A 26359-nucleotide genomic window follows, 5' to 3' on the forward strand; every position below is an offset into this window, starting at 1 on the left:
CGCCCGGAAGGCTTGTGGGACAATACCGCCCATACCGCACTACCCCGTCGCACGACGAGACATACCTATGAAATGGTTAATACCTGGGATCTGGCTGGCCGCCATCCTGTTCGCGCACTTCCGAGGCCGCGTCAAACTGCCACTGGGACGGCAATTCCTGGACCATTCTGTGCTGCTGGCGCCGATCAACGCGTTCATGGTGCTGACGTCCCGCGTGCCCACCACGCCGTACCTGACGACCAGCGAAATCGCCGAACTGAAAGTGCTGGACGACAACTGGGAGACGATCCGCGAAGAGGCCATGCAGATGGCCGAGCTTCGCCGGATCAAGGCGGCCGACACCCATAACGACATCGGTTTCAACTCGTTCTTCAAGTATGGCTGGAAGCGGTTCTACCTGAAGTGGTACGACGCCCGCCACCCCTCGGCCGAGGAACTCTGCCCCAAAACGGTCGCCATCCTGAAGGGCCTGCCCAAGGTCAAGGCCGCCATGTTTGCCGAGCTGCCGCCGGGCGGCCAGCTCAATCCGCACCGTGACCCGTTTGCCGGGTCGCTGCGCTATCACCTGGGACTGGTCACGCCCAACGACGACGGCTGCCACATCATCGTTGATGGCGAGCACTACAGCTGGCGCGATGGCGAAAGCGTGGTGTTCGACGAGACCTACGTCCACGAGGCCTACAACAAGACGGGCGAGAACCGGATCATTCTGTTCTGCGACGTCGAGCGTCCGCTGAAGTGGCGCTGGGCCGAGGCCTTCAACCGCTGGTTCGGCCGCAAAGTCATGTCGGCGGCCAGCTCGCCCAACGACGGCGGCGACCAGACGGGGGCCATCAACAAGCTGACGCACGCGCACTGGGTGATCGACCAGAAGCGCAAGGCGTTCAAGAAGTGGAACCGCACGGCGTACAAGGCCACGAAGTACGGGCTGATCGCGTTGGTGATCGTCGGGTTCCTGGCGCTGTAAAGACGCCGCAAAAAAGAACGGGCCGCAAAGCGATTTGCGGCCCGTTTTGCATGCGGCGTCAGCTAGCGCTCAGCGTTGCAACGATTCCCAGCTTTTCATCAGCCGCTTGACCGACACCGGCATCGGCGTGCGCAGCTCCTGGGCGAAGAGCGCGACGCGCAATTCCTCGAGCAGCCACCGGAATTCGTCCAGGCGGGGATCGGCCGCGCCTTTCAGCGCCGCGCGGGCACGCTGGTATTGCGTGACCAGCGGCGCCATTTCCGACACCAGCTTTGCGTCCCGCGCCGGGTCGGCGCGCAGCTTGTCGATGCGCGCGACCGCCGCCTTCAGGTAGCGCGGAAAGTGCGACAACTGCGCGTACGGCGTATCGCGGATGAACCACTTGGGCATCAGCGCACCCAGTTGCTGCTGCAGATCCGCGTATGCGGCCGCGTGGGGCTTGGCCTGCGGCAGCTTGCGTTGAAGCGCCGCATATTCCGTCAGCACCGCGCCGGCCAGCCGCGCGACTTCCTGGGCCAGCAGACCCAAGCGGCCCTTGCCCTCGGCGCGGCGGGCTTCGAACTGCTGCTCGTTCACCGGCCAGGGCTCGGCAAGACACGCCTGCCCCAGCGCGCAGTCGATGATCTGGTCGCGCAGCTCTTCCTGCGTACCCAGCGTCATGTACAGCATGCTGATCTTGGTGAGGTCGGTAAGGTTCTTTTCGAGGAACTTGACCTGCTCGCGCAGGCCCAGCCGGAAGAGTTTCAAGAGGCCCGCGCGATGGTGCTTGCGCGCCTCGTCGGGATCGTCGAACACGTCCAGGTCGCAATGCGCCCCTCGGTCCACCAGGGCCGGATAGCCGATGACGGACTGGCCGCGCCGCTTGATCTCCATGATCTCGGGCAAGGGCCCGAACGACCAGGAGGTCAGGTTTTCGTGCGCCAGCGCCTGCGCGACCTGCGTGTCGCTGGCCGCCAGTTGCTGGAAGGTGGCTTGAGCCTGCTTGCCGAATTCGGCGCGCAGTTGCGCCAGATTGCGGCCGGCGGCCAGCATGCGGCCGTGCTCGTCCACGACGCGGAAGTTCATGAACAGATGCGCCGGCAGGGTTTCCAGCTTGAAGTCCCCCACCGCCGGGCGGATCTGCACCTGGTCCCACATGTCGGCGATGATGGCATCCACCAGCCCCGTCTGCGGGTCGGCCAGGCGCTCGAACCAGCGGTCGTAGAAGCCCGCGGCGTAGTCGGGCAGCGGCACGCAGTGGCGGCGCAGCTTCTGCGGCAGCGACTTGAGCAGCAGATGCACCTTTTCCTTCAGCATGCCGGGCACCAGCCACTCGCAGCGCGCGGGATCGATCTGGTTCAGCGCGAACAGCGGCACCGACAGCGTGACGCCGTCGCGCGGCGAGCCGGGTTCGAAGTGATAGTCCAGCGCCATCGACACGCCCTGCCATTCCACCTTCTTGGGAAAGACATCGGTCGTGACGCCGGCCGCCTCGTGCCGCATCAGCTCGTCGCGCGTCAGCATCAGCTTGGCGGCGGCCGCCTTGTCCAGGCCGCTCACCCACTTTTCCAGCGATGCGGTCTGCGAAATGTCGGCGGGAAGCTGCCGGTCGTAGAACGCGTAGATCAGCTCGTCATCGACCAGGATGTCCGGCCGCCGCGTCTGGTGCTCAAGCTTTTCGATACCCGCGATGAGCTTGCGGTTGTGCGCGACGAACGGCAGGCGCGTGTCGATCTCGCCGGGCACCAGCGCCTGGCGGATGAAGAGTTCGCGCGCATGGGTGGGATTCACGCGGCCGTAGTGAATGCGACGGCCGGTGTAGATGGCCAGGCCGTAAAGCGTGGCCCGCTCGTTGGCCACGACCTGCCCGGCCTTCTTTTCCCAGCGCGGGTCCGACCAGTTCTTGCGGATCAGGTGCGCACCGACCTTTTCCAGCCACACGGGGTCGATGCGCGCCACGCAGCGCGCGTACAGGCGCGTGGTCTCGACCAGTTCGGCCGCCATGATCCAGCGGCCGGCCTTCTTCACCAGGCGTGAGCCCGGATGGATGTGGAAGCGGATTTCGCGCGCGCCCTGGTAGCTGCCGCCTTCGTCGCTCTTGAAACCGATGTTGCCCAAAAGGCCCGACAACAGCGCCATGTGCAGCTGTTCGTACGTGGCTTCGGACTGATTGACGCGCCAGCCCTGCTCGCCCACCAGCGCCGACAGCTGCGTGTGCACGTCGTGCCACTCGCGCAGGCGGATGGGCGACAGGAAGTTCTGCCGCAACAGGCCCACCAGCTTGCGCTGCGATGCCTTGTGCTGCACCTGCTCGCCATACCAGCGCCACAGTTTCAGGAAAGAAATGAACTCGGACTTGTCGTCGCCGAACTTGGCGTGCGCGGCCTCGGCGGCCTCGCGCTCCTGCATGGGACGATCACGCGGATCCTGCACGGACAGCGCCGAGGCGATGATCAGCATTTCGGCCAGGCACTGGTGTTCTCGCGCGGCCAGGATCATCCGGCCGATGCGCGGGTCCACGGGCAGCTTGGCCAGCTCATCGCCGGTGCGGGTCAGGACAAAAGACGCGCCCGTGCGCCCGTCGTCCGTGTCGTCGTCGGACGCCGACGCCAGTTCAATGGCGCCCAGTTCCTGCAGCAGGTGGTAGCCGTCGGCCACCGCGCGTCCCGGCGGCGCCTCGACGAAGGGGAATTGTTCGATGTCGTCGAGCTTGAGCGACTTCATCCGCAGGATGACCGACGCCAGCGACGAGCGCAGCACTTCGGGATCGGTGAAGGCCGCGCGGTTGTTGAAATCCAGCTCGTCGTAGAGCCGGATGCAGACGCCCGGCCCCACCCGGCCGCAACGGCCGGCGCGCTGGTTGGCCGAGGCGCGGCTGATGGGCTCGATGCGCAGCTGTTCGACCTTGTTGCGCCACGAATAGCGCTTGATGCGGGCCAGGCCGCTGTCGACCACGAAGCGGATGCCGGGCACCGTCAGCGAGGTTTCCGCCACGTTGGTGGCCAGCACGATGCGGCGCGCGTTGCCGCGCGGGCGGAAGATCTGTTCCTGCTCGGCCTGCGACAGGCGCGCGAACAGCGGCAGGACTTCGGTGCCGGCCGGGTGCCGCTTGCGCAGCGCTTCGGCCGATTCGCGGATTTCGCGTTCGCCGGGCAGGAACACCAGCACGTCGCCCGGACCATGCCGCGCGCATTCGTCGACGGCGTCGACGATGGCGTCGATCAGGTCGCGCTCTTCGTCGCCCGACATGCGCTCGCGATCGCGCCCGGCCTTGTTGGGCGCCGGCGCGTTGTCGTCGGCGGCCGGTTCTTCGCGCACGGGCCGGTAGCGCACTTCCACGGGATACAGCCGCCCCGAGACTTCGATGACCGGCGCGGGCTTGTCTTCCGACGCGGCAAAGTGCCTGGCGAAGCGCTCGGCGTCGATGGTGGCCGACGTGATGATGAGCTTGAGGTCCGGACGCCGCGGCAAGAGCTGCTTGAGGTAGCCCAGCAGGAAGTCGATGTTAAGGCTGCGTTCGTGCGCTTCGTCGATGATGATCGTGTCATAGCGGCGCAGCAGCGGATCGCGCTGCGATTCGGCCAGCAGGATGCCGTCGGTCATCAGCTTGATGGACGCGTTGGGCCCGGTGCGGTCGTTGAACCGCACCTGATAGCCGACGACTTCGCCCATGGGCGTGTTCAGTTCCTCGGCGATGCGCTTGGCCACCGAGGTCGCCGCCAGGCGGCGCGGCTGCGTGTGGCCGATCATCTTCTGGCGGCCACGGCCCAGTTCCAGGCAGATCTTCGGAAGCTGCGTGGTCTTGCCCGACCCGGTTTCGCCGCTGACGATCACGACCTGATGGCCGGCGATGGCGCGCGCGATCTCCTGCCGCCGTGCGCTGACGGGCAGGTCTTCGGGGTAGGTGACGGCCGGGATGGGCCGTTCGGGACGGGGCGCGGCGGGGCGGCCTTCGGGACGGGCCCGGGGCGCTTGCCGGGCGGCTTGCCGAGGGTCCGGCTGAGCACTTTGCCGGGCGTCTTCCGGGGTCTGCTCCCGGTCAGTGGCGCGCGGCGCCGGCTTCTTCGGCGCCCGCGGGCTGGAGGATTCAGGCATGTAGGATTTATCCGATTAGCCCGCCATTATAAATTTCCGGCGGACTTCGCGCGCGCGGCCCCTGGCTGCCCGCGCGCGGGGCTCCTACAGCAGCTTGCCGGGGTTCATGAGCTGATTGGGATCTAGCGCCCGCTTGATCATCAGCATCAGGTCCATTTCAACCGGCGACTTGTAGCGGCGCAGCTCGTCGCGCCGCAATTGGCCCACGCCGTGTTCGGCGCTGATGCTGCCGCCGCGCTGCGCCACCAGGTCGTGCACGAGGCGGTTCAGCGCCGCGGTCAGCCGGGCGTACTCGGCGGGCGCCACGTCCGGCGGCAGCAGCACGTTGTAGTGCAGGTTGCCGTCGCCGATGTGACCAAAGTTGATGATGGGCAGTCCCGGAAAATCCGACACCAGCGCCAGATCCGCTTCCTCGACGAATGCGGCCAGGCGCGAGATGGGCAGCGCGATGTCGTGCTTGACCGCCTTGCCCGCGCGCACCTGCGCCTGCGAGATGCCTTCTCGCAGCCGCCACAGCGTCTGGACCTGCGTGTCGTTCATTGCAACGACGCAGTCCTGGATGACGCCGTCCTCCAGCGCCGCGCCGAGCGCCGCTTCCAGCAAGGCGGGCAGGCCGGCGGGCTCGGTGTCCGACAGTTCCAGAAGCGCGTGATAGGCATGGCGGGCGGCCAGCGGACTGGCCGCGCCGCTGACGTGCGCCACCACCAGATCCAGGCAATGCGCCGACATCATTTCGAACGCGGTCAGCCGTTCGCCGCAGACGCCCTGCATGCGGCTCAATAACGCCACGATTTGCGCGGGCGTATCCGCCCCCACCCACGCCGCCACGCGGCCCGCCGGCGCGGGATACAGCTTGAGCACCGCGCCGGTGATGATGCCCAGCGTGCCCTCCGAGCCGATGAAGAGACTCTTGAGGTCGTAGCCGGTGTTGTCCTTGCGCAGGCCGCGCAGGCCGTTCCATACGCGGCCGTCGGGCAGCACCACCTCCAACCCCAGCGCCAGGTCGCGCGTGTTGCCGTAGCGCAGCACCGCGGTGCCGCCGGCATTGGTGGCCAGATTGCCGCCGATGGTGCAGCTGCCCTCCGCGCCCAGACTCAGCGGGAAAAACCGCCCGACCTCGCGCGCGGCGGCCTGCACGTCGGCCAGCAGCACGCCGGCGTCGGCACACAGCGTGTTGTTGACCGGATCGACCTCGCGGATGCGTTTCATGCGGTTCAGGCTCAGGATCACCTGCGCGCCGCTGCCGTCGGGCGTGGCGCCCCCGCTCATTCCGGTATTGCCGCCCTGCGGCACCACCGGCGTGCGCGTCTGATGGCACAGACGCATGACGGCCGACACCTCGGTGGCGTTGCGTGGCCGCACCACCACTGGCGTGCTGCCCTGCCACTTGCCCAGCCAGTCGCGCACGTAGGGCCCCTGCCCCTCGGCGTCCAGCACCAGCCCGTTGTCGCCGACCAGATGCGACAGCCGTTCGATCAGTTCGTGGTTGCGCATGGTGGCCTCAGGCGCCGTGCCAGTTCAGCCGGATGCGGCCGATCGCCATCGCCGCGGCAGCCTGTGTCGGCTCGACGACGGGCAGACCCAGCTCGGCCTGCAGCCAGCCGCGATACGCGGCCATGCCGGCGCAGCCCAGCACCAGCACGTCGGCCTGATGCTCGTCGCGCAACCGCGCGCCCACGTGCAAAAGGCGCTCGCGGGTACGCGCCTCGTCCGACAGTTCGACCACGCCCAGATCCAGCGGCAGCTCGGCCGCCACGCGGCCCGACAGGCCGATCGCGCCGAACATGCGTCCGTGGCGCGGCAGCGATTGGCGCAGGATCGCAATCACACCAACGCGCTGGCCCAGCGTCAGCGCGGTCAGCATGCCGCATTCGCTGATGCCCAGCACGGGCTTGCGCGTGGTTTCGCGCACCGCGTGCAGGCCAGGATCGCTGAAGCAGGCGATGACGTAGCCTGCGGCGGCCGCGCCGTGCTCCGCATCGAGCTTGCGCACCAGCGCGGCGAGCGGCAACGTCACGCTTTCGACGTCGAGCTGCGTCTGGACGCCCGCAGGTCCTTCGGCCAGCGTCAGGCATTGGATGCGCGGACCGCCGGCCATGCGCAGCGGCTCCAGCGCCGCGTCGAATGCGTCCGTCACGGCTTGCGTGGAATTGGGATTGATCACAAACAGGGTCTGTTCCATTCGTCCGTCCTGGTGGTGGCGGGGCCCGGGCCGCGCTGGCGCGGGCGGGGGCAAGGTACGGCGCCAGTCTATCTGCGGGCGGCCTGAGCATGTATTGTCAATTTGTGCGCTGCCCTTAACCCTTTGTTATGCTCGTCGCGTCAATTCGGAGCGGGTGCGCCATGCAACTGAATCTGCGGCAAATCGAAGTTTTCCGGGCGGTGATGACCACGGGTTCGATCAGCGGGGCGGCCAAGCTGCTGTTCGTGTCGCAGCCTGCGGTCAGCCGGTTGCTGTCGCACACGGAACAGCGGCTGGGCTTCGCGCTGTTCGAGCGCATCAAGGGCCGGCTGTATCCCACGCCCGAATCCCGGCAGCTCTTTCGCGAAGTGGAAACGGTCTATGCCGGCGTGCGGCGCGTGGAAGAACTGGCTTCGGAATTGTCCGAGCGCCGCAGCGGCATCCTGCATCTGGTGTCCAGCCCCAGCATCGGCCACATGCTCGTGCCCCTGACCATCTCCCGCTTTCGCGAAACGCACCCCGACGTCAAGGTCACCTTTCAGCCGCTGACGCAGCAGCCCCTGACGCAGATGCTGCTCGACAATCGCGCCGAACTGGGCGTGGTGATCCTGCCCTTGCAGCACCCGAATCTGCTGACCCAGCCGATCGGCCAGGCACGGCTGGTCTGCATCTGCCCGTACAACCATCCGCTTGCCCATCGCTCGCTGCTATCCATCGGCGACCTGTTGCCCTACCCGCTGATTTCGTACGGCGGCGACACGCCGTTCGGCATGCTGGTCGAGCAGATGTACCACGAGGCGGGACAGGCCCGCCGGCTGGCGGTGGAAGTGAGTTCGCCGCAGAACGCGTGCTCGCTGGTGCAGGCCGGTGCGGGCATCGCCATCGTCGATGAATTCTCCGTCAAGAGCCGCACGCAAGGCGACTTTGTGGTGCGCCCGATCGACCAGGCAAAAATCCTGACGGCAAGCCTGGTGCAGTCGCGCTTCGAACCGTTGTCGCAGCTTGCGCAGGCCTTTGTCAACGTGCTGCGCCACACGCTTTGCGAACAGGGTTTCGAGCTGTCCGCAAACGTCCAGGCAAACCCTGCCAAGGGTAAACCTTGACTTAACTGGCTGTTATACCAAGGCAATAAAAAAGCAAGTGGAGTTCTAAAACTTCCGCTTTAGGATGACATCGAAACGTCGCTTCCGATTTCGGTTTTCACGCATCCTGACGGAGAAAAGATGGCAGCCTCCATCGACGCCAAAGGCGTCTTCACCATTTGCCCCACGCCCTTTGACGACGCCCTGCGGGTCGATGCCGACAGCATCCGCACGCTGGTCGACTTCCTGCTTGAAACCGGCGTGACCGGGCTGGCCATCCTGGGCTTTCTGGGCGAGTTGCACAAGCTGTCCAACGACGAGCGCCGGCTGGTGCTGGACACCTTCGTCAAGCACACGAACGGCCGCGTGCCGGTGTGGGTTGGCGTGCGAGCCCATGGCATCGCCGGCGCCATCGAGCAGGCCCGCGAAGCGCAGGAGCTGGGCGCATCGGCCGTGTTCGCGGCGCCCCTGGACAACGCCAGCGATGCTCTGCTGTTCGACTACTACAAGGCCGTGGCCGACGCCGTGAAGATTCCGGTCGTGATCCACGACTTTCCGGATTCCTTCGGCACCGAGATCCGCCCCCAGGTGGTGGCGCGACTGGGCCGCGAAGGCGGCGTGCACATGATCAAGATGGAAGAGCCGCCGGTGGGGCAGAAGATCAGCCGCATCCGCGAACTCGTGCCCGACGCCGACATGGCCATCTTCGGCGGCTTGGGCGGCGTGTACTTCCTGGAAGAGCTGCAGCGCGGCGCGGTCGGCACGATGACCGGCTTTGCGTTCCCGGAGATCCTGGTCGCCATCTACGAACGCTACGCCAGTGGCGACCACGCCGGGGCTGCCGCGATCTTCGATCGCTACTGCCCGCTGATCCGCTACGAGTTCCAGCCCAAGATCGGGCTGGCGTTGCGCAAGTACGTCTATCAGCGCCGCGGCGCCATCAAGAGCCACGCGCTGCGCGCGCCCGGGATGCGGATCGATCCGGTGACCGCCGCCGAACTGGAGGCGACCGTCGCGCGCGTCGGGCTGTCGCTGGGCGCCACCGGCCGCCAACCCGTGCAGGGTTGAAAGGAGCAAACGCATGGACCTCGGAATCAAGGGCAAGCACGCCCTGGTGTGCGCATCGAGCAAAGGCCTGGGCTACGCCTGCGCACTATCTCTGGCGCGCGAAGGCGTGAATCTGGTGATGGCCGCGCGAACCACGACCACGCTGGACGCCGCGGCGGACGCGATCCGACGCGAGACCGGCGCGTCGGTTGTCACGGTGGCGGCCGACGTCACCACCGAGGCCGGCAGGCAGGCGCTGCTGGCGGCCTGCCCCGAACCCGACATCCTGGTCACCAACGCGGGCGGGCCAAAGCCTGGGGACTTTCGCGAGTGGTCGCGCGAAGACTGGATTGCCGCGCTGGACGCCAACATGCTGACGCCCATTGCACTGATCCGCGCCACGGTGGACGGCATGATCGCGCGCCGCTTTGGCCGCATCGTCAACATCACGTCCGCCGCCGTGAAGATGCCGATCGATATCCTGGGCCTGTCCAACGGCGCGCGGGCCGGGCTGACCGGCTTTGTGGCGGGACTGGCGCGTCAGACGGTACGACATGGCGTCACGATCAACAACCTGCTGCCCGGCCCGTTCCTGACGGATCGCCTGCGCCAGACCGCCGAACGCGGTGCGCGCGACAGCGGCAAGACGGTGGACGACGTGCTGGCCGCCCGGCTGGCGGGCATTCCTGCCGGACGCTATGGCGACCCCGCCGAATTCGGCGACGCCTGCGCCTTCCTGTGCGGCGCGCGCGCCGGCTACATGACAGGCCAGAACCTGGTGCTGGACGGCGGCATCTATCCCGGGACGCTCTGACCCATTACTTGCGCGGAACCCCTTACCCATGACCGATACCGCAGCATTTGACCTGACGATCCGCAACGGCCGCATCAGCACCGCCACCGACACTTTCCACGCCGACATCGGCGTGCGCGACGGCGTGATCGTCGCACTGGGACAGGGCCTGCCGCCGGGCGCCCGGGACATCGACGCCGCTGGGCGCTGGGTGCTGCCGGGCGGCATCGACAGCCACTGCCACGTCGAGCAGCTGTCGGGCATGGGCATCATGTGCGCCGATGACTTCTACAGCGCGACCGTCTCGGCCGCATTCGGCGGCACCACCACCATCATTCCGTTCGCGGCCCAGCACCGCGGCAACGCGCTGCCGGAGGTGGTGGCCGATTACGCCCGCCGCGCCGAGGAAAAGGCGGTCATCGACTACGGCTTTCACCTGATCCTGTCGGATCCCACGGAACAGGCGCTCAAGCACGACCTGCCCGAACTCATCAAGAACGGCATCACGTCGTTCAAGGTGTTCATGACGTACGACCGCCTGAAGCTGGACGACTACCAGTTGCTGGACGTGTTGGAAGTTGCCGACCGCGAGGGCGCGCTGGTCATGGTGCACGCCGAGAACAACGACATGATCCGCTGGGTGGCCCGCCGCCTCGCCGAACGCGGCATGACGGCGCCCAAGTACCACGCCGTGGCGCACACGCCGCTCGCCGAAAGCGAGGCGACCCATCGCGCCGTAACGCTGGCTCGCATGATGGATGTGCCCATCCTGATCGTTCACGTCGCGGGACTGGAAGCGGTGCGCGTGGTGCACTCGTCACAGGCGCTGGGGTTGCCCATCCACGCGGAAAGCTGCCCGCAGTACCTGTTTCTGACCGCCGATGACATTGACGCCCCCGGCCTGGAAGGCGCCAAGTTCTGCTGCAGCCCGCCCCCGCGCGATGCGGCCTCGCAAGAAGCCGTCTGGCAGGGCCTGACGGACGGCACCTTGCAGATCTATTCGTCCGACCACGCCCCGTACCGCTTCGACGCCAGCGGCAAGCTGCCCAAGGGCGACGCCACCACCTTCAAGGACGTGGCCAACGGGGTGCCGGGGCTGGAAGTGCGCATGCCCCTGCTCTTTTCCGAAGGCGTGCTGGGCGGGCGCATGTCGATTGAACGCTTCGTGGCGCTGACCGCCGCCAATCATGCCCGCACCTACGGCCTGTACCCGCAGAAGGGGACCATCGCGATCGGCGCGGATGCAGACATTGCGATCTGGAATCCGGAGCGCGAGGTGACGATCTCCGCGTCCATGCTGCACGACAACGTGGGCTACACGCCCTACGAAGGCCGGACCGTGCGCGGCTGGCCCGAAGTGGTCATCAGCCGCGGCCGCATCGCCGTCGAGAACGGTCAGCTGCATGTCGAGCGCGGCAGCGGCCGCTTCATCAAGCGCGGCACGCCCGAACCCGTACTGCGCCAGCGCCTGACCGGCAATCCCAATGCGCTGGTGCGCAAGTATTTTTCGGCCGATAGCGCCGCCTGAGTCATAGCTAAAGGAACCCGGCATGAGCAAACGTCCCTTCGGCCTGGCGGTCGCGCAAATGGGTCCGGTGCAACCCGAGGAGACCCGGCGGCAGGCGGTGGCGCGCCTGCTCGCGATGATGCGCGAGGCGCATGGACGCGGCGCGCGCATGGTGGTGTTTCCGGAACTGGCGCTGACCACCTTCTTTCCACGCTACTGGATGACGGAAGAAGAAGCGATGGCGCGCTACTTTGAAAAGGAAATGCCCGGCCCCGAGACCCGCGTGCTGTTCGACACCGCGCGGGAGCTGGGCATCGGCTTTTACCTGGGCTACGCCGAGATCGCCTCGGACGGCCGGCGCTTCAATACCAGCATCCTGGTCGATGCCAACGCGCGCATCGTCGGGCGCTACCGCAAGATCCATCTTCCGGGCCACAGCGACCACAAGCCCGAGGCGCCGTTTCAGCACCTGGAAAAGAAGTTCTTTGAAGTCGGCAACGACGGCTTCAACGTCTGGGAAACGCTGGGCACGCGCATCGGCATGTGCCTGTGCAACGACCGCCGCTGGACGGAGACCTGGCGCGTGCTGGCGCTGCAGGGCGCCGAGATCGTGGCGCTGGGATACAACACGCCGTCATTGAACATCCACTGGAACGAACCGGTCCATTTGCGCATGTTCCACCACCTGCTCAGCCTGCAGGCGGCCGCGTACCAGAACGCGGTCTGGGTGGCCGCCGCAGGCAAGGCCGGCAACGAGGACGGCAGCCACCTGATCGCCGGATCGGCCATCGTCGCGCCCACGGGCGAGATCGTGGCGCAGGCGCAGGGGGAGGAGGACGAGGTGATTTTCTGCCAGGCCGATCTGGCGCTGGGAGACACCTTCAAGCAGCACATCTTCAACTTCGCCGCCCACCGGCGCCCGGAACACTACGGCTTGATACTCGAGCGCGTGGGGGCCGGTCCCGCCCTGGGCAAGACGCCTCTTCCCTAAAGGACCTGTCATGACCCGCCTTCTCCGCACCCTGACTTTTGCCGGCCGCTGCGGCCTCACGCTGTGCCTGGCCGGCGCCAGCCTGGCCGCGGCCGCCCAGCCGCTGACGACCGGCGTGGACGCCACGTTTGCCCCCCACGCCATGCCCAAGCTAGGCGGCGGGTTGGACGGCTTCAACATCGAACTGGGCCAAGCCATCGCCAAGCAGCTGGGCACCACCATCAAGATCGAAGGCACCGAGTACGCCGCGCTGATCCCGGGCCTGAACGCCAAGAAATACGACTTCGTGCTGGCGCCCACCACGGCCACCGAGGAACGCGCCCGCGCCCTGCTGTTTTCCGAGGGGTACCTCAACACCGACTACACCTTCGTGATCGGCAAGAACGGCAAGGACATCAAGGGCCTGGATGACCTGAAGGGCAGGAAGCTGGCGGTCAACAAGGGATCGGCCTACGAGAACTGGGCGCGCGACAACGCGGCCAAGTACGGCTTCACGTACGACGTGTACGCCTCCAACGCCGACGCGGTGCAGGCGGTGCAGGCCGGCCGCGCGGACGCCAACCTGGCCGGCAACACGGTCGCCGCCTGGGCCGCCAAGCAGAATCCGGCCGTGCGCACCAGCTACACGATCAAGACGGGCCTCGTCTGGGCGCTGGCGTTCCGGCTGGACGACAAAGCGGGCCGCGACCGCGTGTCCATGGCGCTCAAGTGCCTGAAGCAGGACGGCACGGTCTCCAAGCTGGCGCAGAAGTGGTTCGGCTTCACGCCTGCAGCGGGTACGGCGGCGGTCACTGTGACGCCGGGCCAGGGCGTGCCGGACCTGCCGGGCTACGACGCCCAGCCGGTCGAGCTGCGCTGCAGCTGATTTTCCGACGCACCGCCAACGACTGGGTAAGGAGCCGCCACGCGGCCACTGCCCTCGCATTGAGGAGCTTTCGATGGAAACGCCGATCCTGAAAATCGCCGGGCTGCACAAGTCCTATGGCGACAATGCGGTCCTCAAGGGGATCGACCTGGACGTGAGCCGCGGCGAACTGGTCTTCATGATCGGCCCGTCCGGCTCGGGCAAGAGCAGCCTCCTGCGCTGCTGCAACCGGCTGGAGGAGCCGACCGCCGGCAGCATCCACGTCGACGGCGAGGAGATCACCGCCCCGTCGGCCGAGTTGAACCGCATCCGCCAGAACATCGGCATGGTGTTCCAGCACTTCAACCTGTACCGCCACATGTCCGTGCTGTCGAACATCACGCTGGCGCTGCGCAAGGTGCAGAAACTGGCGCGCGCCGAAGCCGACCGCCGCGGCTTGGAGGCGCTGGATCGTGTGGGACTGGCCGACAAGGCCAGCGCCTATCCCGACCAGTTGTCCGGCGGCCAGCAACAGCGAGTGGGGATCGCGCGGTCGCTGGCGCTGCGGCCCAAAGTGGTGCTGTTCGACGAGCCCACCAGCGCGCTGGATCCGGAGCTGGTGGGCAGCGTGCTGAACGTGATGCGAGAACTGAAGCGCGACGGCATGACGATGATGGTGGTCAGCCACGAAATGGGCTTTGCCCGCGCGGCGGCCGACCGGGTGGTGTTCATGGACGGCGGGGTGATCGTCGAGCAAGGCCCGCCGCAGGACGTCTTTGGCGCCCCCCGACAACCCCGCACCCAGGCCTTTCTGGCCAGCATGGCGGAACATGCCGCGTAAGGCGGTTTGAAGAGCGCTCCATGGATCTGAATGCCCTGCTGTTCTCGTTTTTCAACGCTGAGGTCGCCTGGCGCTACCTGCCCGACATCCTGGCCGGCATGTGGGTCACGCTGCAATTGGGCGTGGCGGTTGCCGCGACCGGCGTGGCGCTTGGCCTGGTGCTGGCCGTGGTGCGTGCGCTGCGTATCCGGCCGGTGAACTTCCTGATCATCTGCTTTGCCGACATCCTGCGCGCGCTGCCGCCGCTGGTGGTGATCATGGTGTTGTTCTTCGCGTTCCCGTACATCAACCTGTCGATGTCGGCGTTCATGGCGTGTTGGCTGTCGCTGTCGCTGGTATTGGCCGCGTTCGCCGAGGAAATCTTCTGGGCAGGCATTCTGTCCGTGCCGCGCGGCCAGGCCGAGGCGGCACGCTCCACCGGGCTGAACTGGCTGCAGAGCATGGTGTATGTCGTGATGCCGCAGGCGATGCGGCTGACGGTCGCGCCGCTGACCAACCGGGTCATCGCCATTACGAAGAGCACCGCGCTGGGTTCGGTCGTGGGTTTGAGCGAAGTGCTCAACAACGCCCAATCGGCCAGTAGCAACGCGGGCAACGCCACGCCGCTCACCTTGGCTGCGGTGGCGTGCCTGCTGATCTTCCTGCCCGTGGTCGTGCTGGGACGCTGGACCGAAACGCGCTTCAAGTGGAAACACTGACGGGAAGCACTGACCGGACGCATCTTTACGAATACATATCGGGCGGGAAGCAAGGCCGATCACACCCGCCCGGCACAACAAGGGAGCCCCGAACGGGCCCCAGGGGAACCGCATGGACGAAATCCTGCAGAATTTCTTCAATCTGAACATCTATGTCAGCGTCGCGCCGTACCTCTTGCAGGGGCTGGGGCGCACGCTGATGCTGTCGGCCATGGTGATCCCGGTGGGACTGGCCTCGGGACTGCTCATCGGCGTGCTGTCCGTCACGCTGAAAGCCCGCTGGTCGCGCGTGCTGCTGGCCATCTACATCGACTTCTTCCGCGCGTTGCCACCGCTGGTGCTGCTGATCTTCATTTACTTCGGGGCGCCGTTCCTGGGCCTGGATCTGCCCAAGCTGCTGGCGGTGGCCGTGGGCTTCATGCTGAACAATTCGTCCTATTACGGCGAGGTCTTCCGTGCCGGGCTGGAAAGCGTGCCGCGCGGGCAGATCGAGGCGGCGCGCTCAACCGGCCTGTCCGCCTGGCAGACGATGTGGCACGTGCAGATTCCGCAGGCCACGCGCAACGTCATGCCGGATCTCATCAGCAACACGCTCGAAGTGGTCAAGCTGACCACGCTGGCCAGCGCCGTGGCGCTGCCGGAACTGCTTCGGGTGGCGCGCGACGCCCAGTCGCTGGTCTACAACCCGTCGCCCATCGTGCTGGCGGCGCTGTTCTACCTGGCGCTGCTGTGGCCGGTGGTGCGGCTGCTCAGCCGGCTGGAACACCGGCAGCTTTCCCGGCATTGACCCTTTTAGCGCGGCGGCCAGTGCGGCGGCCAGCGCGGCGGCCCGGCTCGCCACTGGAACTTCCTGTGGGGCGCCCGCAACAATGCGTGCTACGCACCGCGCGGACCGCACCAGCGCGCGCCCTATAATTCCGCGTAGCGCCGCCCCCTGAGGCGGCGCTCTCCGCACGGCCTGCCGGCCTGCGCCGTCCCGCGACCCATAGGATTGTTAAGCAACTCACACCATGCCCGACCTGGAACCAGACACCGTCTCCGCCCTTGAAGCCCCTGAATTCGCCGCCGCGCAGTTTGTGCGATGGTTCCGAGACGTGGCCCCCTACGTGCACGCGTTCCGAGGCAAGACCTTCGTGGTGGCATTTGGCGGCGAACTCGTGCAGGCGGGCGCGTTGAACGCCCTGGTCCAGGATCTGTCCCTGTTGTCCTCGCTGGGCATCCGGCTGGTGCTGGTGCACGGCTCGCGGCCCCAGGTCAACGAGCAACTGCGCCTGAAGGGCTACACGCAGCAGTTTGACCGGGGCCTGTCCCCTACCGACGCCGCCGCGCTGGAATGCGCCAAGGAAGCCGCCGGCGAGATCCGTCTGGACATCGAAGCCGCTTTCAGCCAGGGGTTGCCCAACACGCCCATGTCGCACGCGCACATCCGCGTGATCTCCGGCAATTTCGTCACCGCGCGTCCCACGGGCGTGCTGGATGGTGTGGATTACAAGCACACCGGCCAGGTGCGCAAGATCGACATCGAGGCGCTGAAGTTCGCCATCGAGAAAGGCTCGTCGGTCGTGCTGCTGTCGCCGCTGGGGTTCTCGCCCACCGGCGACGCCTTCAATCTGGCGATGGAAGACCTGGCCACCAGCGTGGCCGTAGGCCTGCGCGCCGAAAAGCTGATCTTCCTGTCCAGCTCGCAGGGCGTGCTGAACGACGATGGCACGCTGGACACCGAACTGGCGCGCGTGGATGCTGACGCGCTGCTGGCGGGCGGCGAGCTGGACGAAGAGACCCATTCCTTCCTGCAGTACGCCTCGCTCGCGGTCAAGCGCGGCGTGGCCCGCGCCCACCTGCTGCCGTTCGAGCTGGACGGCAGCGTGCTGCTCGAGATCTTCACCCACGACGGCGTGGGCACCATGGTGGTCGAGGACACGCTGGATGACCTGCGCCCCGCCACCATCGACGACGTGGGCGCCATCCTCAGTCTCATCGAGCCGCTGGAAGCTGACGGCACGCTGGTGCCGCGTCCGCGCAGCGTGGTCGAGCGCGACGTCGAAAACTTCACTGTGCTGGAGCACGACGGCGTCATCTACGGCTGCGCGGCGCTGCATGACTTCCACGACGAGCAGATGGCCGAAATGGCCTGCCTGATCGTGCATCCCGAGTGGCAAGGCTCCGGCGAAGGCGAGATCCTGCTGCGCCACATGGAATCGCGCGCCCGCGCGCTGGGCGCCAAACGGCTGTTCGTGCTGACCACGCGTACCTCGCACTGGTTCATGAAGCGCGGTTTCGTGCAGGGCGGCATCACCGACCTGCCCCGCGAAAAGCAGAACAACTACAACCGCTCCCGCAACAGCCTGGTGTTCATCAAGAAGCTCTGACACCGGCCTGCGGCGCGATTCCGCGGTAAGCAAGAGGGGCTTGGCGCCCGACGCACGCCAAGCCCGCTAAAATGTGGCGTTATTCATTTTTCCGGCAGCGAACCATGGCCCGTATCGTCAACTGTGTGAAACTGAAACGTGAAGCCGAAGGGCTGGACTACCCGCCCTACCCCGGCGAAGTCGGCACCCGCATCTGGCAGAGCATTTCGAAGGAAGCCTGGGAAGACTGGAAAGGCGTGCAGACCCGCCTCGTGAACGAAAACCGCCTGAACCTGGCCGACGCCCGCGCACGCAAATACCTGCAGCAGCAGATGGAGCGTTTCCTGTTCGAAGACGGCAGCGTCGAAGCCGACGGCTACGTTCCGCCCTCGGCCTGATCCGCCTCCCGCCGCGCCTTCGGGCATGCGGCACGGCAAAGCCCCTCGCACGCGAGGGGCTTTGTTTTTGCGGCGCGCCGATACGCGCCGCCAGCGTGCAGGAGCGAAGGCCTTAAGATTCAAGGTTGCAGACCGTATTAAAGCTGTCATGAAAGAAGAATCGCGCCCGCCCCTCCACCCGGACCCGTCCCCTGTCATTGCGCGCGCGTTGGCGATCGAACCCGACCGCAAGACCGGCACGCTGCAGGATGTGCGGCATGTCGTGATCCTGATGCAGGAGAACCGGTCCTTCGACCATTACTTCGGCACGCTGCCCGGCGTGCGCGGATTCGCCGATCCGCATCCCGTGCCCACGCGCGCGGGCACGGTGCTGACGCAGACCGATGGCAGCGCGCATTGCCGCCCCTACGATATGCAGACAGAGGTCGCCAGCGACAAGCCGGTCGGCTACATCACGCCGCACACCTGGGACGATTCGCAGCGCGCCTGGAACGACGGCCGCATGGATCAGTGGCTGTCCGCCAAGAGCCGGCTGGGCATGGGCGCCTACCGAAGCGCCGACGTGCCATTTCAGACCGCGCTGGCCAATGCCTTCACGTTGTGCGATGCCTATCACTGCTCGGTCCAGGCCGGCACCAATCCCAACCGGCTGTTCCTGTGGACCGGCACCAACGATCCGCAGGGCGCAGCCGGCGGCCCCGCGCTGGTCAACACCTACGACCGGCTGGGTCCGGCGGGTGAAGGCTATTCCTGGACCACATACCCCGAGCGTCTGCAGGACGCCGACGTGACCTGGTGCATCTACCAGGACATGGCGGACAACTACAACGACAATCCGCTCGCGGGCTTTCAGCAGTACCGACGGCAGCATGCGGGCACCATGGGCAACGCCCCGCTGCGCGACCGCGCGCTGGCCACGCGCACGCTGGACGATCTGGCGCGCGATGTCGCGGACGGCACGCTGCCGGCCGTGTCGTGGATCATTGCGCCCACGGCGGATTCGGAACATCCCGAGGTCTCGTCCCCTCGCCAGGGCGGCGCCTACACCGAGCGCGTGCTGGACATTCTGACGGCGCATCCCGACACATGGAGCCGCTGCGTCCTGTTCGTCACCTACGACGAAAACGATTGCTTCTTCGACCACGTGCCCCCGCCCGCCCCGCCGGCGCGCCACCCGGACGGCGAGTCGGGCGGCCTGTCCACCGTGGAACTGGACGGCGAATACCACGACGCGCGCCGTGGTCCCAGCGCGTCCACGGCCGACGATCCGGCCGGGTTGTACGGACGCGCCTTCGGCCTGGGCCCCCGCGTGCCGATGCTGGTGGTCTCGCCATGGAGCCGCGGCGGCTGGGTCAATTCGCAGGTGTTCGACCACACGTCGGTCATCCGATTCCTGGAAGCGCGCTTTGGCGTGGCCGAACCCAACATCAGCCCCTGGCGCCGCGCAGTGGCGGGCGATCTGACGACGGCCTTCGATTTTGCCGGCGACAGATGTTCGCATCACCCCGACAGCCACCGCCACGCGTGTCCCCTGCCCTATGTGCTGGAAGCCGTAGGCAAGATCACGGCCGACGGCCAGCATTACCGCCTGACCCTGCGCAACCCGGGCGGCGCGGGCGCCGTGCTGCATGTCTACGACCGCCTTGCGCTGGCGCATCCGCCCCGGCGCTACACGGTGGGCGCGGGCGCGCGTCTGGATGACGGATGGAGGCTGGCCGCGGGCGGCGCATACGATCTCTGGCTGCTGGGACCGGATGGCTTTCACCGGGCGTTCCGCGGCGATGCGCAGGATGCGGGCACGCTTGAAGCGCAACTCGTGCCCGTGACCTCGGGCCTGCGCCTGCGGCTCGTGAACCACGGCGACATGCCGCAGCCGGTCAGGGTGGAGTCTCGCATGAACGATGGCTGGCGCGCGATGGCCCACGTGCCCGCAGGCGGCGCGGTCGAGCTTAAATACGCCGGCTGCGAGGGCTGGTACGACCTGGAAGTGGGTGCGCCGGCGATGCCGGCCTTTGGACGCCGGCTGGCGGGCCGCATCGACGCGGGCAAGCCGGGGGTGCCAGATCCCCGGCTGTGCCAGGGAGCGGCGCTGCCGCTGTGAAGCGGCAGCCGGTCTTTCTGTTTACTGCTCCGAGGTGTCCTCGGTTTCTTCTTCGCCGCGCGCCAGGCGCTCGGTGTTCTTCACGCCGGTGTGGCGCACGTCGGCGCCCTTGACCATGTAGATCACGCGTTCGGACATGTTCTTGGCATGATCGCCGATGCGCTCAAGCGCGCGGGCGATGAAGATCATGTCGATGGCGCGTGAGATCGTGCGCGGATCTTCGATCATGTACGTGATCAGGTGACGCAGCGCGCCCTTCCATTCCTTGTCGACTTCCTTGTCGCTGCGCACGACGGCGGCGGCCTGGATGGGGTCGAGGCGGGCAAACGCGTCCAGCGCCTGGTGCAGCATGTTGCGCACGTTGGCGGCCATGTGGCGCAGTTCGATCACCGGAATGTGGCGCAGTTCGCCTTCGTGGACGCGACGGGCGACGGTGGCGACCTTCTCGGCTTCGTCGCCGGAACGTTCCATGTCGGTCAGCATCTTGGACACGGCCATCAGCATGCGCAGGTCGATGGCGGTGGGCTGATGCCGGGCCAGGATGCGGCTGATGCTTTCGTCGATCTCGACTTCGTGGCGGTTGACTTCCTTTTCCCGCTCGCGAACCTTTTCAACCAGCGACATGTCGCCGCTGGCCAGCGCATCGATCGCTTCCTGGATCATGGCTTCCACCACGCCGCCCATTTGCAAGAACTGCGAACGGACGCTTTCCAGATCGGCGTCGAACTGTTTGTTTGTATGCTCCGTCATCCGGGCTCCCTGCGTGGTTGATCTCATTGCATTGCCCCGAAAGTAGAGAGGTTACGAGATGGGCCTGCACAACCGGCAAGGTTATGACCCAAGTGTGACAGGATTATGAATGCGGGCCCCGCACCCCGCAAGACGGAGCGGCGGGACCCGCATCACAACCGGACTCAGGTGCGGCGGTCCAGGCGGCGGATGCCGTTCTGGGTGGCCAACAGCGCCACGTCGGCGCCGGACAGCGCGAACAGGCCGCCGGTCACGACGCCCGGCAGGTTGTTGACGATGGCCTCGAACGCGGGCGCGTCAGTAATGGAAAGACCCGACACGTCCAGGATGATGTTGCCGTTGTCGGTGACGAAGCCCTCGCGCAGGCGGGGCTGGCCGCCCAGCGCGGTCAGTGCGCGGGCCACGGATTCACGCGCCATCGGGATGACCTCGAGCGGCAGCGGGAACTTGCCCATCGTCTGGACCAGCTTGGATTCGTCGGCGATGCAGATGAAGCGCTCGGCTACCGAGGCCACAATCTTCTCGCGCGTGAGCGCGCCGCCGCCGCCCTTGATCATGTGCAGATCGGCGTTGATCTCGTCGGCGCCGTCCACGTAGATGGGCATCGTGGACACGTCGTTCAGATCCAGCACCTTCAGGCCGTGGCCGGCCAGGCGCGCCGCGCTGCGCTCGGAGCTGGCGACCGTTCCGCCGATGCGGCCCTTGAATCGCGCCAGGCCATCGATGAACAGGTCGGCGGTGGAACCGGTGCCCACGCCGATGATGACGTCAGGGCCGGCGACCTGTTCGACGAATTCCAGGGCCGCGTCGGCGGCTTGCTGCTTGAGTTCTTGCTGGGAGAGCATGGCGGTAGAAGTGCGGAAAAGTTGCTTGAGCCGGGAAATTTAGCACGCGGCGATGGCGGGCCAGGCGCGAGACAGGATGGCCTGCGTGTCGACGCCGGGGGCCAATTCGCCAAAGATGCCCGACGCTTCCTGCAGGCGGCTGCCGACGAAGGCCTGCGCCACCGCGCCGGGCGCGTGCTCGATGAGCAAGGCGGCCTGCCACAGGCGCGCCAGACCGGCGGCGATGCGACGCGCCTGGAATGGCGCCTGCTCGCCATCGGCCAGCAGCGCGCGCCAACGCGCCAGCGCCGCGTCGAACTCCCGGTGCTGGCCGGCGGCGCGGGCGAATTCCGCGTCCAGCGCCGGCAGCGCGTCAGGCTCGCGCTGGAGCGCCCGCAGCACGTCCAGCGCCATGACGTTGCCCGAACCTTCCCAGATGGAATTGACGGGCGTTTCCCGGTACAGGCGCGGCATCGGCCCTTCTTCGACGTAGCCGTTGCCGCCCCAGACCTCCATGCACTCGGCCACGGCGGCGACCGCGCGCTTGCAGACCCACAGCTTGGCGGCCGGCGTGCCGACACGGACCAGCGCGCGCGCGGCCGCGTCGCTGCGTTCGTCGACGGCCCGCGCCAGACGCAGCGCCAGCACCATGGCCGCTTCGCTTTCGAGCGCCAGGTCGGCCAGCACGTTGCGCATCAGCGGCTGTTCGATCAGCGGTTTGCCAAAGGCCTGACGATGCCGCGCATGATGCGCCGATTGCGCCAGCGCCTGGCGCAGCAGCGCCGCGCTGCCCAGCACGCAATCGAGCCGCGTGGTGCCCGCCATTTCCAGCAGCACGGTCAGGCCGCGGCCGGGATCGCCCACCATCACGCCCCAGGCGTCTTCGAATTCGACTTCCGAACTGGCGTTGCTCCAGTTGCCCAGTTTGTCCTTCAAACGCCGCACGCGCACGGCATTGCGCGGGCCATCCGGTATCCAGCGGGGGACGAAAAAGCAGCTCAGCCCCTCATCGGTCTGCGCCAGCACCAGATGGGCGTCGGCCTGCGGCACCGAAAAGAACCATTTGTGTCCGACCAGCTGATAGGCGCTACCGCGCCCCGGCGCGCCCAGCGGCGAGGCACGGGTGGTAACGGCGCGCAGGTCGGAGCCGCCCTGCTTTTCGGTCATGCCCATGCCGATCAGCGCGCTGCGTTTGGCGGTGAGCGGCGCATCGCTGCCATCGAAATCCCGCGCGTAGAGCGCAGGCAGCCACTGGCCCGCAAAGTCCACGACGCCGGCAGGCTCGCGTTGCAAGAGCGGAACGGCGGCAAAGGTCATGGTGGTCGGACAGAGCGTGCCGGCCTCGACCTGGCCTTGCATCAAGTAGGCGGCGGCGCGCGCCACCTGCGCGCCCGGCGCGGGCTGCATCCACGCGCGGCTATGCAGGCCGCGCGCCATGATGCCGCTCATCAGCACGTTCCAGGCGGGGTGAAAGTCGATGCGGTCCACCCGATGGCCGGCGCGGTCGTAACTGACCAGTCGTGGCGGACAGCGGTTGGCCTCGGCGCCCGCGGCCAGCGTCTGCGCGCGGCCCAGCCAGGCGCCATGCGCGGCGAGGTCGCCCGCCCACGCTTCGGCGCCCTCGCGGCGCACAGCCTCCCGCAGCGCCGGATCGGTGTCGTACAGGGAATAGTCTTCCAGGGGCGGCACCTGGTTGAACACGGTATGCGTCGCGAACGATGACATAGAGTCTCCCTGGTTCGAACGGCCGCGGCGGCGCGGGTTGCCCGCAGCCGCTACCCGGCCATGGGCGCGGTCAAGGGCCAGGGCCGCAGCGCTTCGACCTGCGCCGCCAGTTCCAGCAGCTGCGCCTCGGCACCCAGCGGTCCCATCACCTGGATGCCGATGGGCAGCCCGTCCGCGGACATGCCAAACGGAATCGAGATAGCGGGCATGCCGGTCAGGTTCGCCAACGGCGCGAAGGGCGAATAGCCGATGACGCCCTTCTTGCCCAGACGGTAGGCCAGATAATCGGCGTTGTCCATGGCGTAGCGGCCGATGGGCGCGGGCGGCAACGCCAGCACCGGACTCAGGAACAGGTCATAGCCCTGGGCGTCATCCCGATGCAGGAAACGCCCGATGCGGCGGGTGATCTCGTGGCAGGTGTCGACGCAGGCCACATACTGCGCACCGGAGATCGCGCGGGCATATTCACGCGCGCCGAGCGTGGTGGGCTGCAGTTCGTCAGCGGCCAGGCGCCTGCCGCGCGCGGCCACGAAGCTGTCGATGGCGTTGGCGGCCGCGCTGGCGATCAGCGGCAGCATCGGCGACAGGACTTCCTCGGAGCCGACGGGCGGCGCCTCCTGCACCAATTCATGCCCAAGCGAGGCAAAGAACCGGGCCGCCTCGTCCAGCGTCGCGGCAACATCCGGATGAATGGCCTCGCCTTCGTAGGTGGTGTTGATGAAGGCAATGCGCCGGCGCGGCGCCGCGCTCGGATCGGCGGCAACCCGGGCCACCACCCCGCGATAGGACGCCGCGGGCGGGACGGGCGCGGCATAGGGCGCACCCACGTCGGCGCCCGCGCTGATGTCCAGCGCCGCCGCGCAGTCGCGCACGGACAGAGTCATCATGTGTTCGGTGGCCAGGCCGCCCCAGCCTTCACCTTTTAGCGGACCGAGCGGCATGAGGCCGCGCGAGGGCTTCAGGCCCAGCACGCCGCAGCACGACGCGGGGATGCGGATCGATCCGCCGCCATCACTGCCATGCGCGATGCGCACCATGCCGCTGGCGAGCGCCGCGCCGGCGCCGCCGCTGGAGCCGCCCGCGCTGTGGCCCTTTTTCCAGGGATTCTGCGTGGCGGGGCCATAGACGGGCGACTCCGTCGTGGGGCTCAGGCCCAGCTCGGCGCTGGTGGTGCGGCCGAACGGAATCAGCCCGGCGCGCCGGTAACGTTTGACGATGTCGGCATCGAGGTTCCACGTGACCTGGCCGTACAGCACGGACCCCATCGCGCTGGGCAGGCCGATGGCCGCCGTGGCGAGGTCCTTGAGCAGCGTCGGCACGCCGAGGAACGGCCGGTCGCGCAGCAGCGCGAGGCGCTGCTCGGACGTCAGCGACGCCAGTTCTTCGTCCAGGGACTGGGCCAGCCGCAGCCCGCCTTCGGCCTGCACGCCGCAGGCGGCATTGATGGACGGATTGCGCGCTGCGACGCGCTCGACCGCCTGCTGCATGGCAGTCAGCGCGGTGGTGGCGCCTTGGGCGATGTCGGCGCCCAGCGCCGTCGCGTCGAGAGAAGAGGAATCATGGCGTTCGGCGATGCTCATGCTGACGATGCTCCAGGTATCGACGGCGAAGTGCCGCATGCATGAGGATATCGGCAGTCAAGGCGGGCAACAAGCGCGCCCGGCGACGGGCGCGCCCCAGCTTGCCTGTTCAGACGGCGCCGGCCGACGGCGCGCGGGGTTCCTCGGCGTCGTCGTCCTCGGGATCGGCAGCGTCCGCCGACGCCCCGCCCAGCAGGCGCAGCGCATCGGCTTCCGGCAGCGCTTCAACGCCCTTCAGGTTGCGCAGCATGGCGCGGGTGCGCACCTCGGTCTGGCCGATCTTGTTGCTGGCGGTGTCCAGCGTCTTCTTGACGCTGGCCAGCGATTCGCCGAACTTGCCGAACTCGGTCTTGACGGCCCGCAGCACCTGCCACACCTCGGAGGAACGCTGTTCGATCGCCAGCGTGCGGAATCCCATCTGCAGGCTGTTCAGCAGCGCGGCCAGATTGCTCGGGCCCGCCACGTTGACGCGCAGGTCGTGCAGCTTGTCCAGCAGGCCGGGGCGGCGCAGCACCTCGGCATACAGGCTTTCCGTGGGCAGGAACATGATGGCGAAGTCGGTCGTGTGGGGCGGCGCGATGTACTTGCCGGCAATCAGCCGCGCCTGGACCTCGACCGCGCGGCCCAGTGCGGCCCCGGCCACCTTGACGCCCTCGGCGTCGGCAGCTTCCTGCGCGTCCATCAGGCGCTCGTATTCTTCCTTGGGGAACTTGGCGTCGATCGGCAGCCAGACCGGATCGCCGCCGTCGCCACGCCCCGGCAGCCGGATGGCAAATTCCACGGCCGCGTCGCTGCCCGGCACCGGCTTGACGTTGCTGGCGTACTGATCGGGCGTCATGTTGTCTTCGATCAGGCGCGCCAGTTGCACTTCGCCCCACGTGCCGCGGGACTTCACGTTGGTCAGCACGCGCTTCAGGTCGCCCACCCCGGCGGCCAGCGCCTGCATTTCACCCAGCCCCTTGTGCACGGCTTCCAGGCGGTCGGACACCAGCTTGAAGGACTCGCCCAGCCGCTGCTCCAGCGTGGCATGCAGCTTCTCGTCCACGGTGCGGCGCATTTCGTCGAGCTTGGCGCTGTTGTCCGACTGCAGCGATTGCAGGCGCTGATCCACCGTGGCGCGCACTTCCATCAGGCGCCGCTCGTTGATCTGGATGAGGCCCTGCAATTGTTCCGAGAAGCCGGCGGCAAAGCGCGACAGCGATTCGGCGGATTCGGCCCGGGCGGCCTGCGCATCGCGCGACAGGCCGGCACGCAGATCGCCGTGCGACTGCGCCAGTTCCTGCCGCAGCGCGCGTGTGGATTCGGAAAACTCGCTGCGCAGGCCGCGCTGGCCTTCGGCGATGTCGGCGCGCAGCGCGCGCTCGGTGCGCTCCAGTCCTTCCAGCAGGGCGTCCAGTCGGGGATCGGTGGCGGACGGGCGCAGCCAGGCCAGCACGGCGGCCACGAAGGCCAGCACGGCGCCGCCGGCGGCGACCCAAAGCAGAATATCGTTCAAGAAAGGCGTCTCCAAAGCGCGAATTGTAGGTCCCATTCCGCCCCCCTTTCCAGCCTGCTCCGCCAGCGTGAAGGCGCGGCGGGAGCAAGAGGATTAAACTGGCGGCCATCTG

21 protein-coding genes are annotated in these 26359 nt (G+C 67.3%); 13 read left to right on the plus strand and 8 right to left on the minus strand.

What is annotated here, in order from left to right; genetic code table 11:
• Positions 1-67: 67 nt before the first annotated feature.
• Entirely contained in the window at positions 68-967 is a 900-nt protein-coding gene (gene lpxO / locus KW836_RS24780; RefSeq protein ID WP_175125717.1) for a lipid A hydroxylase LpxO, read from the plus strand.
• 69 nt (positions 968-1036) lie between these two features.
• Here the strand turns inward: lpxO and hrpA are convergent, their stop codons facing one another.
• From hrpA to KW836_RS24795, 3 genes are all read right to left on the minus strand, one after another.
• Positions 1037-5041, minus strand: coding sequence for an ATP-dependent RNA helicase HrpA (gene hrpA, locus KW836_RS24785; RefSeq protein ID WP_218345058.1), 4005 nt, complete (start codon positions 5039-5041; stop codon positions 1037-1039).
• 84 nt (positions 5042-5125) lie between these two features.
• Positions 5126-6535, minus strand: a complete 1410-nt coding sequence (locus KW836_RS24790; RefSeq protein WP_218345059.1) for an FAD-binding oxidoreductase — start codon at positions 6533-6535, stop codon at positions 5126-5128.
• Positions 6536-6542: 7 nt separating this feature from the next.
• Positions 6543-7223 (minus strand): aspartate/glutamate racemase family protein, encoded by a 681-nt coding sequence (locus tag KW836_RS24795; protein WP_218345060.1) that lies wholly within the window; start codon positions 7221-7223, stop codon positions 6543-6545.
• A 161-nt stretch (positions 7224-7384) separates the two neighbouring features.
• Here KW836_RS24795 and KW836_RS24800 point away from each other — a divergent pair, with 161 nt between their 5' ends.
• From KW836_RS24800 to KW836_RS24855, 12 genes are all read left to right on the plus strand, one after another.
• The gene (locus KW836_RS24800; RefSeq protein WP_218345061.1) at positions 7385-8326 is read left to right on the plus strand and encodes a LysR substrate-binding domain-containing protein; all 942 of its coding nucleotides are present in this window, start codon (positions 7385-7387) and stop codon (positions 8324-8326) included.
• Between the two features lie 120 nt (positions 8327-8446).
• Positions 8447-9373, plus strand: coding sequence for a dihydrodipicolinate synthase family protein (locus KW836_RS24805; RefSeq protein WP_218345062.1), 927 nt, complete (start codon positions 8447-8449; stop codon positions 9371-9373).
• A 13-nt stretch (positions 9374-9386) separates the two neighbouring features.
• Positions 9387-10166: an SDR family oxidoreductase gene (locus tag KW836_RS24810; protein WP_175138737.1), complete on the plus strand. Its 780-nt coding sequence runs from the start codon at positions 9387-9389 to the stop codon at positions 10164-10166.
• 28 nt (positions 10167-10194) lie between these two features.
• The gene (hydA, locus tag KW836_RS24815; protein WP_056567076.1) at positions 10195-11673 is read left to right on the plus strand and encodes a dihydropyrimidinase; all 1479 of its coding nucleotides are present in this window, start codon (positions 10195-10197) and stop codon (positions 11671-11673) included.
• A gap of 22 nt (positions 11674-11695) precedes the next feature.
• Positions 11696-12643, plus strand: coding sequence for an N-carbamoyl-D-amino-acid hydrolase (locus KW836_RS24820; protein WP_056567078.1), 948 nt, complete (start codon positions 11696-11698; stop codon positions 12641-12643).
• 10 nt (positions 12644-12653) lie between these two features.
• Entirely contained in the window at positions 12654-13508 is an 855-nt protein-coding gene (locus KW836_RS24825; RefSeq protein WP_191576512.1) for a transporter substrate-binding domain-containing protein, read from the plus strand.
• 73 nt (positions 13509-13581) lie between these two features.
• Positions 13582-14328 (plus strand): amino acid ABC transporter ATP-binding protein, encoded by a 747-nt coding sequence (locus tag KW836_RS24830; RefSeq protein ID WP_255596245.1) that lies wholly within the window; start codon positions 13582-13584, stop codon positions 14326-14328.
• 20 nt (positions 14329-14348) lie between these two features.
• Positions 14349-15026: an amino acid ABC transporter permease gene (locus tag KW836_RS24835; RefSeq protein ID WP_062838417.1), complete on the plus strand. Its 678-nt coding sequence runs from the start codon at positions 14349-14351 to the stop codon at positions 15024-15026.
• 112 nt (positions 15027-15138) lie between these two features.
• Positions 15139-15813 (plus strand): amino acid ABC transporter permease, encoded by a 675-nt coding sequence (locus KW836_RS24840; RefSeq protein ID WP_062838418.1) that lies wholly within the window; start codon positions 15139-15141, stop codon positions 15811-15813.
• A 223-nt stretch (positions 15814-16036) separates the two neighbouring features.
• A complete protein-coding gene (gene argA / locus KW836_RS24845) occupies positions 16037-17395 on the plus strand; it encodes an amino-acid N-acetyltransferase (protein WP_175125729.1) in 1359 nt (452 codons plus the stop codon).
• Between the two features lie 104 nt (positions 17396-17499).
• Complete coding sequence (locus KW836_RS24850) at positions 17500-17772, plus strand: oxidative damage protection protein (protein WP_105238082.1); 273 nt, start codon at positions 17500-17502, stop codon at positions 17770-17772.
• A 148-nt stretch (positions 17773-17920) separates the two neighbouring features.
• A complete protein-coding gene (locus KW836_RS24855; protein WP_218345063.1) occupies positions 17921-19873 on the plus strand; it encodes a phosphocholine-specific phospholipase C in 1953 nt (650 codons plus the stop codon).
• Positions 19874-19894: 21 nt separating this feature from the next.
• Here KW836_RS24855 and phoU read toward each other — a convergent pair whose 3' ends face one another.
• The 5 genes from phoU to rmuC all read right to left on the minus strand — a co-directional run bounded on the left by phoU (position 19895) and on the right by rmuC (position 26247).
• The gene (phoU, locus tag KW836_RS24860; protein WP_175138741.1) at positions 19895-20623 is read right to left on the minus strand and encodes a phosphate signaling complex protein PhoU; all 729 of its coding nucleotides are present in this window, start codon (positions 20621-20623) and stop codon (positions 19895-19897) included.
• A gap of 164 nt (positions 20624-20787) precedes the next feature.
• The gene (gene rpiA / locus KW836_RS24865; RefSeq protein WP_218345064.1) at positions 20788-21468 is read right to left on the minus strand and encodes a ribose-5-phosphate isomerase RpiA; all 681 of its coding nucleotides are present in this window, start codon (positions 21466-21468) and stop codon (positions 20788-20790) included.
• Positions 21469-21507: 39 nt separating this feature from the next.
• Entirely contained in the window at positions 21508-23172 is a 1665-nt protein-coding gene (locus tag KW836_RS24870; protein WP_175125737.1) for an isovaleryl-CoA dehydrogenase, read from the minus strand.
• A gap of 50 nt (positions 23173-23222) precedes the next feature.
• Positions 23223-24791, minus strand: coding sequence for an amidase (locus tag KW836_RS24875; protein WP_255596248.1), 1569 nt, complete (start codon positions 24789-24791; stop codon positions 23223-23225).
• Positions 24792-24861: 70 nt separating this feature from the next.
• The gene (rmuC, locus tag KW836_RS24880; RefSeq protein WP_175125740.1) at positions 24862-26247 is read right to left on the minus strand and encodes a DNA recombination protein RmuC; all 1386 of its coding nucleotides are present in this window, start codon (positions 26245-26247) and stop codon (positions 24862-24864) included.
• Between the last annotated feature and the right edge of the window lie 112 nt (positions 26248-26359).

It is taken from the genome of Achromobacter sp. ACM05 (assembly GCF_019218915.1).
Taxonomy (GTDB): Bacteria; Pseudomonadota; Gammaproteobacteria; order Burkholderiales; family Burkholderiaceae_B; genus Achromobacter; species Achromobacter animicus.

What these genes read in the sequence shown, in the direction of transcription:
- lpxO (WP_175125717.1), top strand. Translation starts at nt 68, where the DNA reads ATGAAATGGTTAATACCTGGGATCTGGCTGGCCGCCATCCTGTTCGCG.
- hrpA (WP_218345058.1), bottom strand. Translation starts at nt 5,041, where the DNA reads ATGCCTGAATCCTCCAGCCCGCGGGCGCCGAAGAAGCCGGCGCCGCGC.
- KW836_RS24790 (WP_218345059.1), bottom strand. Translation starts at nt 6,535, where the DNA reads ATGCGCAACCACGAACTGATCGAACGGCTGTCGCATCTGGTCGGCGAC.
- KW836_RS24795 (WP_218345060.1), bottom strand. Translation starts at nt 7,223, where the DNA reads ATGGAACAGACCCTGTTTGTGATCAATCCCAATTCCACGCAAGCCGTG.
- KW836_RS24800 (WP_218345061.1), top strand. Translation starts at nt 7,385, where the DNA reads ATGCAACTGAATCTGCGGCAAATCGAAGTTTTCCGGGCGGTGATGACC.
- KW836_RS24805 (WP_218345062.1), top strand. Translation starts at nt 8,447, where the DNA reads ATGGCAGCCTCCATCGACGCCAAAGGCGTCTTCACCATTTGCCCCACG.
- KW836_RS24810 (WP_175138737.1), top strand. Translation starts at nt 9,387, where the DNA reads ATGGACCTCGGAATCAAGGGCAAGCACGCCCTGGTGTGCGCATCGAGC.
- hydA (WP_056567076.1), top strand. Translation starts at nt 10,195, where the DNA reads ATGACCGATACCGCAGCATTTGACCTGACGATCCGCAACGGCCGCATC.
- KW836_RS24820 (WP_056567078.1), top strand. Translation starts at nt 11,696, where the DNA reads ATGAGCAAACGTCCCTTCGGCCTGGCGGTCGCGCAAATGGGTCCGGTG.
- KW836_RS24825 (WP_191576512.1), top strand. Translation starts at nt 12,654, where the DNA reads ATGACCCGCCTTCTCCGCACCCTGACTTTTGCCGGCCGCTGCGGCCTC.
- KW836_RS24830 (WP_255596245.1), top strand. Translation starts at nt 13,582, where the DNA reads ATGGAAACGCCGATCCTGAAAATCGCCGGGCTGCACAAGTCCTATGGC.
- KW836_RS24835 (WP_062838417.1), top strand. Translation starts at nt 14,349, where the DNA reads ATGGATCTGAATGCCCTGCTGTTCTCGTTTTTCAACGCTGAGGTCGCC.
- KW836_RS24840 (WP_062838418.1), top strand. Translation starts at nt 15,139, where the DNA reads ATGGACGAAATCCTGCAGAATTTCTTCAATCTGAACATCTATGTCAGC.
- argA (WP_175125729.1), top strand. Translation starts at nt 16,037, where the DNA reads ATGCCCGACCTGGAACCAGACACCGTCTCCGCCCTTGAAGCCCCTGAA.
- KW836_RS24850 (WP_105238082.1), top strand. Translation starts at nt 17,500, where the DNA reads ATGGCCCGTATCGTCAACTGTGTGAAACTGAAACGTGAAGCCGAAGGG.
- KW836_RS24855 (WP_218345063.1), top strand. Translation starts at nt 17,921, where the DNA reads ATGAAAGAAGAATCGCGCCCGCCCCTCCACCCGGACCCGTCCCCTGTC.
- phoU (WP_175138741.1), bottom strand. Translation starts at nt 20,623, where the DNA reads ATGACGGAGCATACAAACAAACAGTTCGACGCCGATCTGGAAAGCGTC.
- rpiA (WP_218345064.1), bottom strand. Translation starts at nt 21,468, where the DNA reads ATGCTCTCCCAGCAAGAACTCAAGCAGCAAGCCGCCGACGCGGCCCTG.
- KW836_RS24870 (WP_175125737.1), bottom strand. Translation starts at nt 23,172, where the DNA reads ATGTCATCGTTCGCGACGCATACCGTGTTCAACCAGGTGCCGCCCCTG.
- KW836_RS24875 (WP_255596248.1), bottom strand. Translation starts at nt 24,791, where the DNA reads ATGCGGCACTTCGCCGTCGATACCTGGAGCATCGTCAGCATGAGCATC.